Source organism: Nonomuraea sp. NPDC050451, from assembly GCF_044458585.1.
Map to the genome: position 1 here is coordinate 46070 of NZ_JBITHZ010000022.1, position 14877 is coordinate 60946.

Below are 14877 nucleotides of genomic sequence, written 5' to 3' on the forward strand. Positions count from 1 at the left end.
GACGACCGACTAAATTGCCCGCATGAGCCTGCGCGAGCAGTTGTGCGAGTACGGCCGGCGCGCGGTCGAGCTCGGCCTGGTCATCGGCACGTCCGGCAACCTGAGCGTGCGCGAGGGGGATCTGGTCGCGGTCACCCCCTCGGGCGTGGCGCTCGACCGGCTGACCCCGGAGATGTGCCCGGTCGTGGACGTCGAGGGCTACCTCGTCGAGGGCGGCCTGCAGCCGTCCAGCGAGACCCCCATGCACCTGGCCGTCTACGCCACCACGGACGCCCAGGCGATCGTGCACACGCACTCGGTGTTCGGCACGATCGTGGCCACCACGATGACCGAGCTGCCGCCCGTGCACTACAACGCGCTGCTGCTCGGCGGGGTGGTCAAGGTGGCCGAGTACGCCACGTACGGCACGCCCGAGCTGGCCGCCAACGTCCGGGCGGCGATGGAGGGCAAGAAGGCCGCCCTGATGGCCAACCACGGCGGGGTGACCGTCGGGGCGACGCTGGAGGAGGCGTTCGAGGCCACCCGGCTGCTGGAGTGGCTGTGCGAGGTGTACGTCCGGGGGCTCAGCGTGGGCAAGCCGGCCATCCTCACGAACGAGCAGCTCAACGCGGTGATCGAGCGCGCGCTGAACCCCCCGACGTTCCCTCGCCGCCTATGAGAGTGCGGCCTGCTCCGCCAGGCCCAGCGGCAGCCCGCCCGACCCGGCGATCCGGTCATGGAACTCCTTCAGCGACCCCTGGAACGACTCCCGGATGCGGTCGATCTCGATCGCGCCCGTGAGGTAGGAAGGCGCCTGCGTGGGCCACGCGCAGTAGCGGTTCACCTCGCCCTGAGCGGTGCCCGGCGACAGCGACGCCCTGGTCGCCATGAACGTCTCCGCCTCCTCGATCGACATGTCCTCGCAGTGCAGCGCGGTGTCCACGACGATCCTGGCGGCGCGGAAGATCCGGCAGTCCAGGTGGGCCAGCTCGGTGGCGGGGGTGTCGAAGTAGCCCTGCTCGTGCAGGAGCTTCTCCACGTACAGGGCCCAGCCCTCGGTGAAGTACGGGGTGCGGAAGACCTTCCTGACGGTACGGGGATTGCCCGCCATGTACGACAGGTGCCAGTGATGCCCCGGGTAGGCCTCGTGCACGGAGATCGAGGGCATCTGGGCCCGCGAGTTCGTCCGCAGGCGCTGGCGTACCTGCTCGGGGGTGAAGTCGTCGGGCGTGTAGGGGACGAAGAAGACGCCCTTGCGCGAGGCGCTGAGCGGGGGCGGCGCCAGGTAGTGGGCGACGGACAGGACGGGACGGGTGTACTCGGCGGACGGGAGCACGTCGCACTCCTCGCCGTCGGCGAACGTGACCAGGTCCCGCTCCCGCACGAACTCCCTGGCCCGCTGGGTCTCGGCGTCGTACTCGGCCCGCATGTCGGCCAGGGTCGGCGGATGGTCGTCCATGAGGAACTCCATCGCCGCCCGCCAGTCCTCGCCGCCGTTGACCCGCAGCGCCACCTGGCGCATCCGGGCGTCCAGCTCGGCCCAGGCGGCCTTGCCCTTCTCGTGCAGCTCGGCGGCGCCGTAGCCGAGCATCTCGCGTTCGCGCAGCAGTGTGGAGTAGAGCTTCTCGCCCATCCGCCAGGTGCCGCCGCACTCGAAGCCCTCGAGGAACGCGACCAGCTCGTCGAACGCCCGCGCGGCCGGTTCGGCGGCCTCGGCCAGCTTGGCGGCCAGGTCGGGGTCCTCGACCATGGACGGGACCGTACGGGTGAGGAAGTTGCGGCCGGTACGGGCCTGGCCGAGCCCGCGCTTGACCAGCAGCGGGGAGGCCAGCTCGGGGTCGAGGTTGGCGCGGCAGGCGGCCAGCACGCCGGGCACCTCGGCCAGCCGGGAGAGTGCCGAGGACACGAGCTCGGGCTCCGGCTTGAGGCGCCGCTGGAACGGCGTGTACATGGAGGCGAAGATCGCGGACAGGTAGACGGCCGGGTCACGCCGCCACTCGGGCCAGGAGGCGAGCGCGATCGAGCCTCTCAGCTGGGAGAGGACCAGGTCTCTGTCGATGGCGTCGTCGAGGGTGGCGGTTTGGAGTCCGGAGAGGCGGTCGAGCCAGCGGGCCTCTTCACGCTCGCGAGCGGTCCAGGCGGAGGCGGTGAAGTCGCCGAGGGTGTGATCGTAACCGTCGGCCCCCAATGAGCTGGCCACGACGGGACGGTCGGAAAAGTACCACTTGAGAAACTCGTCCACCGATGCACCATATCCTGTGGAAATGCCCCTGCAGATCACTGGCGCGCTAGGCGACCCTGACCTGATCCGCCTCCCTTGGGAGGTCCCCCTCCAAGACTGGCCGCAGTACCATCTCGTCGATCTGCCGCGCGGTATATCACGGCACGTGGTGCGGTTCGCCCGGCTGTCCGGCAAGGTGTACGCGATCAAGGAGATCAGCGAACGGTACGCCAAGCGTGAATACCAGCTGCTGTGGGACCTGGCCCGCCTCGACGCGCCCGCCGTGGAGCCCGTCGCCTACGTCACCGGCCGCGAGGAAGGGCTGGACGCGGCGCTGATCACCCGGCACCTGCAGTTCTCGCTGCCGTACCGCGCCGTCATGTCGGGCACGCTGCGCCCCGACACGCTCACCCGCCTGCTGGACGCGCTGGCCGTGCTGTTGGTGCGGCTGCACCTGAACGGGTTCTACTGGGGCGACTGCTCGCTGTCCAACACGCTGTTCCGCAGGGACGCGGGGGCCTTCGCCGCGTACCTGGTGGACGCCGAGACCGGCGAGATGCACCCGATGATCAGCGAGGGGCAGCGGCTGGCCGACATCGACACCGCGCACACGAACATCTTCGGCGAGATGCTCGACCTGGAGGCCGGCGGGCTGCTGCATCCGTCCATCGACCCCATGGACACCGCCGAGGACATCGTCAACCGCTACCACCGCCTGTGGGACGAGATCACCCAGAGCGAGATCATCGAGGAGGTCGACTGGCACCGCGTGGAGCAGCGGATCCGCCGGCTGAACCTGCTCGGCTTCGACGTGGCCGAGATGATGGTGCGGCGCAAGGTCGGCACCGGGCGGCTCATCGTACGGCCCAAGGTCGTGGACGCCGGCCACCACCAGCGGCGGCTGCTCCGGCTGACCGGGCTCGACGTGGAGGAGAACCAGGCGCGGCGGCTGCTCAACGACCTCGACGGGTTCAGGGTGGCCAAGGGGCTGCGGCACGAGGACGAGGCCATCGTGGCGCACCGGTGGCTGGCGGAGGTGTTCCAGCCGACGGTCGAGGCCATCCCCGCGGAGCTGCGCGGCAAGCTGGAGCCCGCGCAGCTCTTCCACGAGATACTCGACCACCGCTGGTACCTGTCCGAGGAGACGGGCGCGGACGTGGGTCTTGCCGCGGCCGTGAAGTCGTACGTGGACAACGTGCTCGTTCACAAGCCCGACGAGAAGGCGCTGCTCCCGGAGGAGGCGGCTCAATAGGCCACGGTGATGCGCTTGCGCGGGTGGGCCCCGTTCTCCAGCTCGTCCGCGACGGCGACCGCGTAGTCCTCGGCCGAGATGAAGCTGCGGCCCTCGGCGTCGGCCAGCAGCGTGTCGCCGCCGATGCGGTAGACGCCGGTGCGCTCGCCCGGGGCGATCTCCGCGGCCGGTGAGATGTACGTCCAGTCCAGGTCCTCGACCTCCCGGTAGAGGCCGAGGGCCGACCTCTGGGCCTTGGACTCCTTTTTGTAGAGCTCCGGGAAGTCGGGCGTGTCGACCAGGTCCTGTCCCGGCGCGATCTGGAGGCTGCCGGCGCCGCCCACGACGATCAGCCTGCGTACGCCGGCCGCGCGCACGCCCTCGATGAGCGCGCGGTTGGCGTCCAGGAACGGCGGCTCGGGCTCGGTGCCGTCGCGCGGCGGGGCGATGGCGGAGACGACGGCGTCGTAGCCCTTGGCCAGGGCGGCGGCGTCGTGGACGTCACCCTTGACGGGCCCCTTGCGGCTGAGGGCGGTCACCTGGTGGTTGCGATTCGTGAGTTCGGCGGCAATGCGCTGGCCGATCATGCCGGTCGCGCCAAAGAGCAGGATCTTCATGTGCGCCAGAGTATCCATCGGATACTGGTTACTTCATCGTGCTATAAGTACCTTATGGATACTGGCGATGTTTTCGACCCTAATTGCCCGACCCGAGTGGTTCTGGATCGGATCGGCGACAAATGGTCGGTGCTGGTGCTCCTCAGCCTCTCCCACGGCCCCATGCGCTTCACCGCCCTCCGAGGGCGGATCGGCGGGGTCACCCCGAAGGTGCTGACGCAGACGTTGCGGGCGATGGAGACGGACGGGCTGGTGACGCGGGAGGTGTTCGCGGAGGTGCCGCCGCGGGTGGAGTACGAGCTGACGCCCCTGGGACGCTCACTGCGCGGGCCGGTTTCGGCGGTGGCGGCGTGGGCCGAGGACCACATAACCGAAATCCTCACCCACCGCACCCAATCCGCCTGACCCACCCCACCGCACTGCCCGCGGCCGCACCGCTCACGACGGCACCGCTCACGACGGCACCGCGCCGCCGGAGCGTCCGCCACCCATGCGCCGTACGCGTTGCGCCGAGTGCCGCCGTGTGCCCTCTCGCCGCACCGGCGCCGGAGGACCCCGAGCGGTGCGCCTCGGCGTTCGTTGCCTTCCCCATTCGTGGTGTCCGTCCGCCGTGCTCGTTCGTCGGGCGCCCGTCGAGGGTCGGTGTGCCCGTTCCTTGCCCGCAGGTGCGTCCGTCCTCGCATCGTTGCGCCCTCATCGTTCGCGTCCGTGAGGCGGACTGCCCACCCGGACGCGATGGTCGGTAATGGGGGCGGAATTCCGGACATGGGGTGAGTGGTGGTGAACCACAGTGAGGAGAACGGATGGGAGTCGATCCCGAAAGCCGGTTCGAGGCGATCTACGAAGCGGCATACCCCCAGCTGCTCGGCTACGCGTTACGCCGCTGCTCGGACCCGGACGACGCCGCCGACGTAGTGGCGGAGACGTTCATGGTCGCGTGGCGTCGGATAGAGGAGGTGCCCGAAGGCGACGAGGCGAGGTTGTGGCTCTTCGGGGTGGCGAGGAGGGTGCTGGCCAACCAGCGGCGCGGTGAGCGGCGGCATGAGCAGCGCACCGCCGCCCTGCGTGAGCAACTGGCCGCCTCGCCGCTCGTCGCGGAGTTGCCCGGCGACGACCTCTCGCAGATGGGCATGGTGTTCCGGGCCCTGTCCGAGGACGACCGGGAGTTGCTCGCTCTGGTCGCGTGGGAGCGGCTGGATCCGGGTCAGATCGCCAAGATCCTCGGCATCTCGCGCAACGCCGTGCGGGTCAGGCTCTTCCGGGCCCGAAAACGCTTCGCCCGGGGTCTGGCCGAGGCCGGGGTCGAGTACTCGAATGCCGTCGCGATCGAAGGGAGCAGCCTGTGAGCATCCGAAGGGAACAGCCCGTGAACATCGCCGAGCTCGCCCGCGTACGCGACGAGGACCTGGCCGGGGACCCGGTGGGGCAGGCGTCCGGCGCGGGGGCGCGGGCGCTGATGGAGTCGATCATGGCCGAGGAGCGGGTGCCGGTACGAAGGCGTTCCCCGCGCAGAGGGCGGTGGCTCGGGCTGGCCACGGTGGCGGTCGCAGCGTCCGTCGCGCTCGTCGTCGGGGTGCCGTTCGGCGGCCCCGTCACCGAGTACGCCAACGCCGCCGTCTCGGTCAAGGCCGGCGACGACTACCTGGAAGTGGCGATCAACGACCCCGAGGCAGAAGCGGCGGAGTTCACGGAGGCGTTCCGGGCGGTCGGGCTGGACGCCGAGGTGAAGAAGGCGCCGGTGGCGCCGGAGGACGTGGGCGAGCTGGTCGGCCCGATCATGGACGGAGAGTTCCCGCCCGGCGCGGGCGTGACGAGCAGCCGTAAGGGCGATTGCTCTTCCGCCTGGTGTGGCACGGTCTCCATCCCTGTCCACTTCAAAGGGAAGGTCATCTTCGGGATCGGCCGGCCGGCCGCGCCGGGGGAGCGCTACGCCACTCAGGGCCAGATCTCCCCGCCCTCCGACGGCGGGCCCGTCGACGGCTATAAGGCTCATGGCAAGCGGGTCGCCGAGGTCAGGGCCGATATGGAACGTCTCGGGCTGAAGATCACGTATGTGGTGATGTGGACGACCAGCCCCGACGGTGCCGGCGAGGGGTACCACGTGGAGGACGCGTACATCAACGACGACTGGATCGTCGCTTTTGCCAGCAAGACCGCGTCCGACGCTGTCCGGCTGACGGTGGAAGCCGGTCCCGGGGCGCCGCTGAACTCGCTGCCCAAAGCCGCCCCGCTCGAGGCTCCCGACTGGTGGAGGGACTGAACCTGCTCTTGCCGTCCACGCCCCCGTCCACGATGCTGGCATCTGTTCAGGCGAGGGGATCACGGCAAGGTCACGTCTCGATTGCGCCCCCTTGACGCGTGTCGGCGGCCGTTCGTACGTTCGGGCAATCGTTTAGGAAACTTTCCTAATTCAGGAGCCCTCATGACCCATCCGGGCGAGATCACTCGGCGTCAGATGCTGCGCCGCCTCGGTATGACCGCGTTCGTCGCCGGCCCCGGTGTGGGCCTCCTGAGCGCCTGCGCCACGGCCGGCACGGGGGGCGAGCCTTCGGCCGCCCCCAGCATCACCGCCTCCGCCGACACCAAGAACCCGTTCGGCGTCGACCCCAAGAAGCCGCTGGAGGTGGTCATCTTCAGCGGCGGGTACGGCGACGCGTACGCCAAGGACCTGCACGAGGAGCTCTACAAGAAGGAGTTCCCCGGCGTGTCGGTCAAGCACAACGCCACCCAGCAGATCGGCACCCAGTTACGCCCGCGCTTCGTCGGCGGCGACGTGCCCGACGTGCTCAACAACTCCGGCCCCGACTCGATGGACCTGGCCGCGCTGGCCGCCGAGAACCATCTCGCCGACCTGACCGTGCTCTTCGACGCCCCGTCGATCGACGACCCGGCCAAGAAGATCCGCGACACCGTCACCCCCGCCGTGATCGACAACGCCAAGATCAACGGCAAGGACCTCGTCCTGAACTACACGGTCTCCCACCGCGCGCTCTGGTACAACGCCAAGCTGTTCGCCTCCAAGGGGTGGTCGCTGCCGAGGACGTGGGCCGAGTTCACGGCGCTGGGGGACAAGGCCAAGCAGGAGGGCATCCTGCTCTTCGCGTATCCGGGGCAGAAGGGCCCGTACTACCAGCTCTGGAACGTCCTCTACACGGCCGCCAAGATCGGCGGAAACCAGGTCATCATTGACATCGACAACCTGGTCGACAACGCCTGGAACGCCGAGCCGATGAAGCAGGCGGTCGCGGCCTGGGTGGACGTCCAGGCGAAATATGGCGACAAAGCGTACTTCGGCCTCGACCACACCCAGACCCAGGTCAAGCAGCTCCAGAACAAGCTGCTCTTCTACCCCGTGGGCTCCTGGATCGAGAACGAGATGGCCAAGGACAAGCCCGACGACTTCGAATACGCCATCGCCCCCATTCCCGACGTCACCGCCGCCGACAAGATGCCGTACGGCGCCATCCAGGTAGGCGTCGGCGAGAACTTCGTCGTCGCGGCCAAGGGCAAGAATCCGCAGGGCGGCCTCGAATACCTGCGCGTCATGCTGTCCAAGGAGGGGGCGCGCGGATTCACGGAGAAGACCCAGAACCTCACCGTGGTGAACGGCGCCGCCGCCGGACTCGACCTGCCCGCCGGACTGATGAGCGCCGCCAAGGCCCAGGACGCGGCCGGCCAGAACATCATCACCGACGCGCGTTTCGAGGGCTGGTACAAGGAACTGTTCGACTACGGCACCCAGCAGATCAACGTGGTCATGGCCGGGCGCATCACCCCGGAGAAGTTCTGCGCGAACATGCAGAAGAAGGCCGACGACATCAAGAAGGACGACGCGGTCACCAAGCAGACGCGGAGCCAGTGAGCAGATGGAGCGGCTGCGCAAGTACGGGTTCGTCGCCGGATTCCTCGTCGTACCCCTGGCGCTCTATTCGGTCTTCGTCATCAGCCCCTATGTCCAGGCGTTCCAGCTCTCCCTGACGAGCTGGAACGGATACAGCTCGATCGTGCGGTACGTGGGGCTGGACAACTTCGGCCGGCTGTTCGACGACGAGGTGTTCTGGCAGGCCCTGCGCAACCACGGGATCATGCTGCTCGTGCTGCCGATCGCGACGATCGTCATCGCGCTGTTCCTGTCGTTCCTGCTGAACCTGGGCGGCGGCACGCGCGGCGCGGGCATGAGAGGGGTCTGGGGGTCGAAGTTCTACCGGGTGGTGTTCTTCTTCCCCCAGGTCCTGGCCGTGGCCGTGGTGGGCGTGCTCTTCCAGGCGGTTTACCGCCCCGACGCGGACGGCGTCATCAACGGCGTGCTCGCCAGGTTCGGCGCCGAGCCCGTCGGCTGGCTCACCGAGCCGGACCTCGCCCTCTGGTCGATCATCGCGGTGATGATCTGGCAGGGCGTCGGCTTTTACGTGGTGCTGTTCTCGGCGGGCATGGCGGCCATTCCCAAGGACTATTTCGAGGCCGCCGCGCTCGACGGCGCCGGACGCGTCCGGCTGTTCTTCTCGATAACGCTGCCGCTGCTCCGCGACACCATCCAGGTCGGCTGGATCTATCTCGGGATCGCGGCCTTCGACGGATTCGCGTTGGTGCAGGTGCTGGCCGGCGACAAAGGCGAGCCGGACGGCGCCACGACCATTCTCCCGGTCACCATCTACAAAACGGCTTTCGCCTACAACAAGGTCGGGTACGCCTCCGCGATGGGCGTCGCGCTGTTCTTCCTCACCGTGACCTTCGCCGTGCTGACCTTGCGTACGACCAGGCGTGAAAGGGTTGAGCTCTAGATGGCCAGAAACAGGCCGCGGCCCGGCATGCTCAACGGGCTCTCGCATGTGGCGCTGGCCGTCTGGGCGTTGCTGATCGTCCTGCCGCTGCTGTGGACGTTCCTGGCGTCGTTCAAGAACAACACCGAGATCTTCGGCGACCCGCTGCAACTCCCGGGGGCGCTGCGGCTGGACTCGTGGGGCCGGGCGTGGGACAAGGCGCACATCGGGCAGTACATGTTCAACACCGTAGTCGTCGTCTTCTTCGGCACGGCGGGCACGATGTTGTTCGGGTCGATGGCGGCGTACGTGCTGGCCCGCTACAAATTCATCGGCAACAAACTGATTTACTACTACTTCGTGGCCGGACTGGCTTTTCCGGTGTTCCTGGCTCTCGGGCCGCTCTTCTTCGTCGTCAAGCAGTTCGGCCTGCTGAACTCCCACTTCGGCCTCGTCCTCGTATATATCGCCTATTCTCTCCCCTTCACTGTCTTCTTCTTGGCGGCGTTCTTCCGGACGCTGCCGGAAACCGTCGCCGAGGCCGCCATGATCGACGGCGCCTCGCACACCCGGACGTTCTTCCAGATCATGGTGCCCATGGCCCGCCCCGGCCTGATCAGCATCACCATCTTCAACGTCCTCGGCCAATGGAACCAGTATCTGCTGCCCCTCGTGCTCCTGGCCGGCGACCCGGACAAATGGGTCCTCACCCAGGGCATCGCCAAGATCTCCACCCTGGCCGGATACGAGGCGGACTGGCCGGGCCTGTTCGCCGCGCTGAGCATGACGATCCTGCCGGTCATGGTCGTGTACATCATCTTCCAACGCCAGATCCAGTCCGGGCTCGGCTCCGGGGCGCTGAAGTAACGTGGCGCCATGACCGAGAACCTGCCCGAATGGCGGCGCGAGGGCGACGAGATCCGGCGCACGATCGAGGCGCCCGACTTCCCCACGGCCATCCGCATCGTCGACGAGATCGCGGTGAAGGCCGAGGAGCTCAACCACCACCCCGACATCGATATCCGCTGGCGTACCCTCCACCTGGCCCTGACCACCCACGACGCGGGCGGGCTCACCGACCTCGACTTCACGCTGGCCGCCATCATCGACGACATCGCGGCGAAACACGGCGCCTAACCGCCGAACACTCACCGTAGTAGCTCGATTACTCGTTAGAGTGGGTGCCCTCCCGAGCCCTCCTGTCGAAGGGGCTCGAACCATGGAGGGTCTCATGCGCGTGCCCGCACTCCTGCTCATCATGCTCACCGCAGCCTGCGCGGGGCCGCCCGCCCCGCTCCAGCAGGTCATGAGCCCCAGCGAGGGGCCCACCGGCGGGGCGATCAGGCTGTCCGGCGAGGGGGAGTTCACCACCTCCGACACCTCCGCCATCGTCTACGACCGCAAGCTGGTCCCGCAGGGGGCCCAGGGCAGCGCCCATGTCGAGTCGGCCGACGGCCAGACCCGCACCACCCTCGTCGTCGAGGGCCTGCTCCCCAACCGCCGCTACGGCGCCCACCTCCATGTCAAGCCCTGCGGGAAGAAGCCCGACGAGTCGGGGCCGCACTACCAGCACAAGGCCGGCGAGATCAGCCCGGCCAGCGAGGTCTGGCTCGACTTCACCACCAACGGAGAGGGCGCGGGCCGCTCGTCCGCCCGCAACGACTGGGTCCTCGACCCGGCCAAGCTGCCCGGCGCGCTGGTCATCCACGCCAAGTCCACCAAGACCTCGGGCCCGGAGGTGGGTACGGCGGGGGATCGCGTGGCCTGCCTGACCCTGAAAAAGGTGTCGTAACCGCCCAGCCACGGGCATAATTACACAATTACATAACGGAAGGTGTAGTTGTGACCCAGTGGCAGCCACCTAGATTACGGCTGTTCGAAGACGCGCACCGCAGGGCGACGTGGCTCGAGCTCCTGTACGACCTCGTCTTCGTCGTGGCCGTCGCCGAACTGGCCGATGTGCTCCCCACGAGCCTGCCGGCGTTCGTGGGCCTGTTCGTACCGATCTGGTGGGCCTGGCTGGGCTACGTCTTCTACGCCAACAGGTTCGACACCGACGACGTCAGCCATCGGTTGCTCGCGCTGCCGCAGATCCTGGCCGTGGCGACCATGGCGGCGAGCGTGAGCGACATCGACCAGCGCTCCGGGCTTTTCGCCGTCGCGTATGCGGTGGCCAGGGTGCTGCTCATCGTGGCCTATGTCCGGGCCGGCCGCCACGTGCCCGAGGCCAGGCCCCTGACGACCCGCTACGCCATCGGGTTCACGGTCGCGGCGCTCATCTGGCTGGCCTCGCTCGCCGTCGACCCGCCCCAGCGCTACGTGTTCTGGGCCGTCGCCCTCGCGATCGACCTCGTCACGCCCCTGCTGACCAGGAGGGCCCAGGGCAAGCTGCCGCCACAGACCGAGCACCTTCCGGAGCGCTTCGGCCTGTTCGTGGTGATCGTTCTGGGCGAGGTCGTCGCGGCGGTCGTCCTCGGGCTGAAGGGCCACGACGTGACGCCGGGCACGCTGCTGATCGCCCTGGCCGGGGTGGCGATCGCGATGGGCTTCTGGTGGCTGTACTTCGGCCACACCGACGAGTCCGTCGTGCTGCGTACCCGGCTGGCCGGACAGGTGTGGGTCTACTCGCATCTGCCGCTTTCGCTGGGACTGGTAGCGTTCGGGATCGGGATCGAACACGCGATCATGCACCCGTCCTCGTCGAGCTGGTCCGTCGGGCTGCCCGCCGCCGTGGTGCTCGCCGTGCTCGGCCTGCAACACCTGTGCTCGTCCGACCGGCGGGCGGGCGTCATCCGCCTCGGCGTGGCGGCGCTCACGCTCGCCACCTCGGCGCTTCCCGTGGCCGCCGCGCTGCCTCTGATCCTCCTGTACGCGGCGGCGCAGGTGGCGTACGACCTGTTCCGCCCGCAGCCGGAAGGTGCCGCATGACCGCCAAGGACCTGTTCGACCGCCAGCTGGCCGCCATCGCCGACCGCGACCTGGAAGCACTGCTGGGCCAGTATCACGACGACGCCACGGTCGTCCGCTTCGACCGCGTCGCCCGGGGCCCCGCCGAGATCAGGGACCTGTTCACCGCGTACCTCTCGGCGGAGCCCAAGGTGGAGGAGATCGTCTCGGTGCGGACGACCGACGACGTGATCTTCTACAACGCCCTGATGACCATTGCCGGGAACCGCGTCACCACGTACGGCACCCTGGTGATCAGGGACGGCAGGATCTGGCGCCAGACGGCGGCCGCCGCGCCGGTCACCTGATCGCGGCCGCCATCGGCTGCCACGGCGCCGCGTCGAAGATCAGCATGATCTCGGTGATCTTCCCGTCGCGAAGCCGGAAGTGCTCGGCCGTGCGCTGGATCCCGGCCGGCGTCGCCGTGTGCACGTCGTAGACCAGCGTCGCCTCCGACTCCCCGTACAGCTCGCTGATCATCTCCACCTCCGTCACCACCCGCAGGAAGCCTTCCAGCCCCGCCAGGTGACCGGCCGGGTCGGCGGAGGAGATGAACGGGCTCCTGAACGAGAACGGCTCGCCGACCAGCGCCGCCGCCTCCTCGACCGCGCCCCGGAAGCGGGCGTCGTGATAGGCCCTGACGACCTCGCGCGTGCTCATCGGGCCTCCTGGGCGGCCAGGTGCTCGGCCAGCCGCTGCTGGTTGTCGGCCAGTCGCAGGCACAGATGGCGCAGCGACGACAGCTCCTCGGGCGAGAACCCCCGGAAGATCGCCGCCATGGCGAGCTGCGACGGCCTCCTGAACGCCTCGATCCATGCCAGCCCCTCGGGGGTGATCCGGGCCAGCACCGACCGCCGGTCGCGCCGGTCCTGGACCCGCCGCACGAGCCCGTCCTTCTCCAGGGTGTCGACCAGGCCCGTCACGTTCCTCGAACTCACGCCCGCCGACTGGGCCAGCTCGCCGATGCTGACGCCGTCGTCGCCCGCCTCGCTCAATCGCAACAGCAGGTCCATCGCCCCGGAGCTGAGCCCGCGGCCCTCGCTGCCGTGGGCGCGCATGCGCTCGACGGCCTGGAAAGCGGTGCGGACGGCGGCGGCGGCTTCGAAGGTGAGGGTGTCGTCGCCGGCGAGCCTGCTCATGGCGGCTCTGGCGTGGGGGTCGTAGAGCAATCCGGTGTCATCATGTTCTAGCTTCATAATGAAGCTGTACTTTATTACGTACTTCCATAATTTGCCACTCAGCCGCCGGCGTCGGAGCTCGCGGCGGCCTCCACGTTCTGCCGCAGCGCCGTGGTGATCGGCTCGATCGGTGCCGACAGCTCCTCCACCCTGCGCCGGTGGAGGTGCCACTCCCGGGCGGGCAGGACCGTCTTGAGCCGGACCGCCGCAGCCAGGGCGGCCAGGACGCGGACGTCCGGACTCAGCCGGCCGACGGGCCGCCCGCCGTGGACCGCGCGGGCGACGTGCTCGGCGAGCCTGCGCGAGAGGTACGGCTTGCGCGGCGTGACCCGCTCGACCGGGAACAGCAGGACCCGGTGCCGCTCCACCCGGATCAGCCGGGCGGCCGCCAGCTCGTCGCGGACCAGCCGGTACGCCTGCGAGCGGTCCTTGTGGATCCAGCTCCGCCACGACCGGGGCGGGGAGCCGGCGATCTGCTCCCAGACGGCCGCCTGCAGCGGACCGGGGTCGGCAGGGGCGGTGACCGCCCGCGCCTTGCCCGACTCGTCCGCCAGGCTGCCGCTCGTCATGAGCTCGGCGAGGGCCGCCGCGCGCAGGAGGTAGCCCAGCTCGCGGCGGTTGGCCGGCCTTTCCTTACGAAGGTCGAAGGCCAGCAGGAAAACCGACCTCGGCGGGGACTCACCCTGCTGTGTCGTCGTCCGCGGTTTCATCCGCCGCCTCCCCTCCTTCCAGAGCTTCTTCCGTCTCCGGGGCCTTGCGCGGGCGCCCGCGGGGGCGCATCCGCCCCACCCCGTCAGGCAGGCGCCCGGCCTCCGAGAGGGCCCTGCGTAGCAGGAACTCGATCTGCGAGTTCGTGCTGCGCAGGTCGTCGGCGGCCCACTTCGCCAGCGCGTCGTGGACCACCGGGTCGAGCCGCAGCAGGATCTTCTTCCGCTCCACGGTGATTACTGGTAGAGCGTGCCGGTGTTGACCACCGGCTGGGTGTCGCGGTCGCCGACCAGTACCACCATGAGATTGCTGACCATGGCCGCCTTGCGCTCCTCGTCCAGTTCCACCACGTCGTGCTCGGCGAGCCTGGCCAGCGCCGTCTCGACCATGCCGACCGCCCCCTCGACGATCCGCTGCCGGGCCGCCACCACCGCGCCCGCCTGCTGGCGGCGCAGCATCGCGTGGGCGATCTCCGGCGCGTACGCCAGGTGGATGATGCGGGACTCGATGACCTTCACCCCGGCCGAGGCCACCCTGGCCGCGATCTCCGCGGACAGCCGCTCGTTGATCTCGTCGGCGTTGTCCCGCAGCGACAGCCGCGGCTCGCCGTGCGAGTCGTACGGGTAGCTGCCCGCGATGTGCCGCACGGCCGTCTCCGCCTGGATCGCGACGAACTCCATGAAGTCGTCCACCTCGAACACCGCCTGCGCCGTGTCCCGCACCTGCCAGACCACCACGGTCGCGATCTGGATCGGGTTGCCGTCGGCGTCGTTGACCTTCGTCACCTCGGTCTCGTGGTTGCGGATCCGCGTGGACACCCGCCGGCGCGCCGTGATCGGGTTGACCCACTGGAAGCCGGGGGTACGCAGGGTGCCGACGTACCGGCCCAGCAGCTGCACCACCCTGGCCTCGCCCGGCGCCACGGCGGTGAACCCGCCGCACAGCGTCGCCCCCACGCTGACCATGAGGCCGGCCACCGCCACCAGCCAACCGCCCTGTCCGGCCCCGTCGGCGAGCATGACGATCCCCAGGGCGAGTACCGCCGCCCCGCCCAGGATCAGCAGCGCCGCGACCCCCAGCAGCACGAACCCGTTGGCCGCCCGCACCGGGTGCTCGCTCGTGCGCGGCGCCGGCATGTCCACGACGGCCCCCTCAAGCGATGTGTCTGTCATCGCCCGTCCCCCTTGTCCAGCTCACCTTGCCTGCTATCAAAGTGATATCACTTTTTGAGCGCACG

19 protein-coding genes are annotated in these 14877 nt (G+C 69.0%); 12 read left to right on the forward strand and 7 right to left on the reverse strand.

Annotation, left to right across the window (positions count from 1 at the left end):
* Positions 1 to 22: 22 nt before the first annotated feature.
* Positions 23 to 658 (forward strand): class II aldolase/adducin family protein, encoded by a 636-nt coding sequence (locus tag ACIBI9_RS43590; protein WP_397231629.1) that lies wholly within the window; start codon positions 23 to 25, stop codon positions 656 to 658.
* Here ACIBI9_RS43590 and ACIBI9_RS43595 read toward each other — a convergent pair.
* Positions 653 to 2221, reverse strand: a complete 1569-nt coding sequence (locus ACIBI9_RS43595; protein WP_397231631.1) for a DUF885 domain-containing protein — start codon at positions 2219 to 2221, stop codon at positions 653 to 655. The two genes, ACIBI9_RS43590 and ACIBI9_RS43595, sit on opposite strands and share 6 nt — an antisense overlap.
* A 22-nt stretch (positions 2222 to 2243) precedes the next feature.
* Here ACIBI9_RS43595 and ACIBI9_RS43600 point away from each other — a divergent pair, with 22 nt between their 5' ends.
* A complete protein-coding gene (locus ACIBI9_RS43600) occupies positions 2244 to 3452 on the forward strand; it encodes a DUF4032 domain-containing protein (RefSeq protein WP_397231632.1) in 1209 nt (402 codons plus the stop codon).
* On the opposite strand, the gene ACIBI9_RS43605 is transcribed toward ACIBI9_RS43600, so the two are convergent.
* Positions 3446 to 4048: an NAD(P)-dependent oxidoreductase gene (locus ACIBI9_RS43605; protein WP_397231634.1), complete on the reverse strand. Its 603-nt coding sequence runs from the start codon at positions 4046 to 4048 to the stop codon at positions 3446 to 3448. The two genes, ACIBI9_RS43600 and ACIBI9_RS43605, sit on opposite strands and share 7 nt — an antisense overlap.
* A gap of 96 nt (positions 4049 to 4144) precedes the next feature.
* On the opposite strand from ACIBI9_RS43605, the gene ACIBI9_RS43610 reads away from it, so the two are divergent.
* From ACIBI9_RS43610 to ACIBI9_RS43655, 10 genes are all read left to right on the forward strand, one after another.
* Entirely contained in the window at positions 4145 to 4453 is a 309-nt protein-coding gene (locus ACIBI9_RS43610; protein WP_397231636.1) for a winged helix-turn-helix transcriptional regulator, read from the forward strand.
* Between the two features lie 398 nt (positions 4454 to 4851).
* Entirely contained in the window at positions 4852 to 5394 is a 543-nt protein-coding gene (locus tag ACIBI9_RS43615; protein ID WP_397231638.1) for an RNA polymerase sigma factor, read from the forward strand.
* A complete protein-coding gene (locus tag ACIBI9_RS43620; RefSeq protein ID WP_397231640.1) occupies positions 5391 to 6308 on the forward strand; it encodes a hypothetical protein in 918 nt (305 codons plus the stop codon). Before ACIBI9_RS43615 ends, ACIBI9_RS43620 begins: the two co-directional genes overlap by 4 nt.
* A 162-nt stretch (positions 6309 to 6470) precedes the next feature.
* Complete coding sequence (gene ngcE / locus ACIBI9_RS43625) at positions 6471 to 7910, forward strand: N-acetylglucosamine/diacetylchitobiose ABC transporter substrate-binding protein (RefSeq protein WP_397231642.1); 1440 nt, start codon at positions 6471 to 6473, stop codon at positions 7908 to 7910.
* Positions 7911 to 7914: 4 nt separating this feature from the next.
* The gene (locus ACIBI9_RS43630) at positions 7915 to 8829 is read left to right on the forward strand and encodes a sugar ABC transporter permease (protein ID WP_350728185.1); all 915 of its coding nucleotides are present in this window, start codon (positions 7915 to 7917) and stop codon (positions 8827 to 8829) included.
* On the forward strand, positions 8830 to 9675 hold the full coding sequence (locus ACIBI9_RS43635) for a carbohydrate ABC transporter permease (protein ID WP_397231644.1): 846 nt from the start codon (positions 8830 to 8832) through the stop codon (positions 9673 to 9675).
* Positions 9676 to 9684: 9 nt separating this feature from the next.
* Positions 9685 to 9945, forward strand: a complete 261-nt coding sequence (locus tag ACIBI9_RS43640) for a 4a-hydroxytetrahydrobiopterin dehydratase (RefSeq protein WP_397231646.1) — start codon at positions 9685 to 9687, stop codon at positions 9943 to 9945.
* A 94-nt stretch (positions 9946 to 10039) separates the two neighbouring features.
* Positions 10040 to 10600, forward strand: a complete 561-nt coding sequence (locus tag ACIBI9_RS43645) for a hypothetical protein (RefSeq protein ID WP_397231648.1) — start codon at positions 10040 to 10042, stop codon at positions 10598 to 10600.
* A 50-nt stretch (positions 10601 to 10650) separates the two neighbouring features.
* Positions 10651 to 11736, forward strand: a complete 1086-nt coding sequence (locus ACIBI9_RS43650; protein WP_397231650.1) for a low temperature requirement protein A — start codon at positions 10651 to 10653, stop codon at positions 11734 to 11736.
* Positions 11733 to 12062, forward strand: a complete 330-nt coding sequence (locus ACIBI9_RS43655; RefSeq protein ID WP_397231652.1) for a nuclear transport factor 2 family protein — start codon at positions 11733 to 11735, stop codon at positions 12060 to 12062. Before ACIBI9_RS43650 ends, ACIBI9_RS43655 begins: the two co-directional genes overlap by 4 nt.
* Here the strand turns inward: ACIBI9_RS43655 and ACIBI9_RS43660 are convergent.
* The 5 genes from ACIBI9_RS43660 to ACIBI9_RS43680 are packed head-to-tail and all read right to left on the reverse strand — an operon-like array spanning position 12055 to position 14812.
* A complete protein-coding gene (locus tag ACIBI9_RS43660; protein WP_397231654.1) occupies positions 12055 to 12414 on the reverse strand; it encodes a nuclear transport factor 2 family protein in 360 nt (119 codons plus the stop codon). The two genes, ACIBI9_RS43655 and ACIBI9_RS43660, sit on opposite strands and share 8 nt — an antisense overlap.
* Positions 12411 to 12950, reverse strand: a complete 540-nt coding sequence (locus tag ACIBI9_RS43665) for a MarR family winged helix-turn-helix transcriptional regulator (protein WP_397231656.1) — start codon at positions 12948 to 12950, stop codon at positions 12411 to 12413. The genes ACIBI9_RS43660 and ACIBI9_RS43665 overlap by 4 nt, the downstream gene beginning before the upstream one ends.
* A gap of 41 nt (positions 12951 to 12991) precedes the next feature.
* Positions 12992 to 13642 (reverse strand): GPP34 family phosphoprotein, encoded by a 651-nt coding sequence (locus ACIBI9_RS43670; protein WP_397231658.1) that lies wholly within the window; start codon positions 13640 to 13642, stop codon positions 12992 to 12994.
* Complete coding sequence (locus ACIBI9_RS43675; protein WP_397231898.1) at positions 13611 to 13877, reverse strand: hypothetical protein; 267 nt, start codon at positions 13875 to 13877, stop codon at positions 13611 to 13613. The genes ACIBI9_RS43670 and ACIBI9_RS43675 overlap by 32 nt, the downstream gene beginning before the upstream one ends.
* Positions 13877 to 14812 (reverse strand): SPFH domain-containing protein, encoded by a 936-nt coding sequence (locus ACIBI9_RS43680; protein ID WP_397231659.1) that lies wholly within the window; start codon positions 14810 to 14812, stop codon positions 13877 to 13879. Before ACIBI9_RS43680 ends, ACIBI9_RS43675 begins: the two co-directional genes overlap by 1 nt.
* Positions 14813 to 14877: the final 65 nt, after the last annotated feature.

Excerpts from the sequence above, each read along its gene's own strand:
- ACIBI9_RS43590 (WP_397231629.1), top strand. The coding sequence starts at position 23 with ATGAGCCTGCGCGAGCAGTTGTGCGAGTACGGCCGGCGCGCGGTCGAG.
- ACIBI9_RS43600 (WP_397231632.1), top strand. The coding sequence starts at position 2,244 with ATGCCCCTGCAGATCACTGGCGCGCTAGGCGACCCTGACCTGATCCGC.
- ACIBI9_RS43605 (WP_397231634.1), bottom strand. The coding sequence starts at position 4,048 with ATGAAGATCCTGCTCTTTGGCGCGACCGGCATGATCGGCCAGCGCATT.
- ACIBI9_RS43615 (WP_397231638.1), top strand. The coding sequence starts at position 4,852 with ATGGGAGTCGATCCCGAAAGCCGGTTCGAGGCGATCTACGAAGCGGCA.
- ngcE (WP_397231642.1), top strand. The coding sequence starts at position 6,471 with ATGACCCATCCGGGCGAGATCACTCGGCGTCAGATGCTGCGCCGCCTC.
- ACIBI9_RS43630 (WP_350728185.1), top strand. The coding sequence starts at position 7,915 with ATGGAGCGGCTGCGCAAGTACGGGTTCGTCGCCGGATTCCTCGTCGTA.
- ACIBI9_RS43635 (WP_397231644.1), top strand. The coding sequence starts at position 8,830 with ATGGCCAGAAACAGGCCGCGGCCCGGCATGCTCAACGGGCTCTCGCAT.
- ACIBI9_RS43640 (WP_397231646.1), top strand. The coding sequence starts at position 9,685 with ATGACCGAGAACCTGCCCGAATGGCGGCGCGAGGGCGACGAGATCCGG.
- ACIBI9_RS43645 (WP_397231648.1), top strand. The coding sequence starts at position 10,040 with ATGCGCGTGCCCGCACTCCTGCTCATCATGCTCACCGCAGCCTGCGCG.
- ACIBI9_RS43655 (WP_397231652.1), top strand. The coding sequence starts at position 11,733 with ATGACCGCCAAGGACCTGTTCGACCGCCAGCTGGCCGCCATCGCCGAC.
- ACIBI9_RS43660 (WP_397231654.1), bottom strand. The coding sequence starts at position 12,414 with ATGAGCACGCGCGAGGTCGTCAGGGCCTATCACGACGCCCGCTTCCGG.
- ACIBI9_RS43665 (WP_397231656.1), bottom strand. The coding sequence starts at position 12,950 with ATGAAGCTAGAACATGATGACACCGGATTGCTCTACGACCCCCACGCC.
- ACIBI9_RS43670 (WP_397231658.1), bottom strand. The coding sequence starts at position 13,642 with ATGAAACCGCGGACGACGACACAGCAGGGTGAGTCCCCGCCGAGGTCG.
- ACIBI9_RS43680 (WP_397231659.1), bottom strand. The coding sequence starts at position 14,812 with ATGACAGACACATCGCTTGAGGGGGCCGTCGTGGACATGCCGGCGCCG.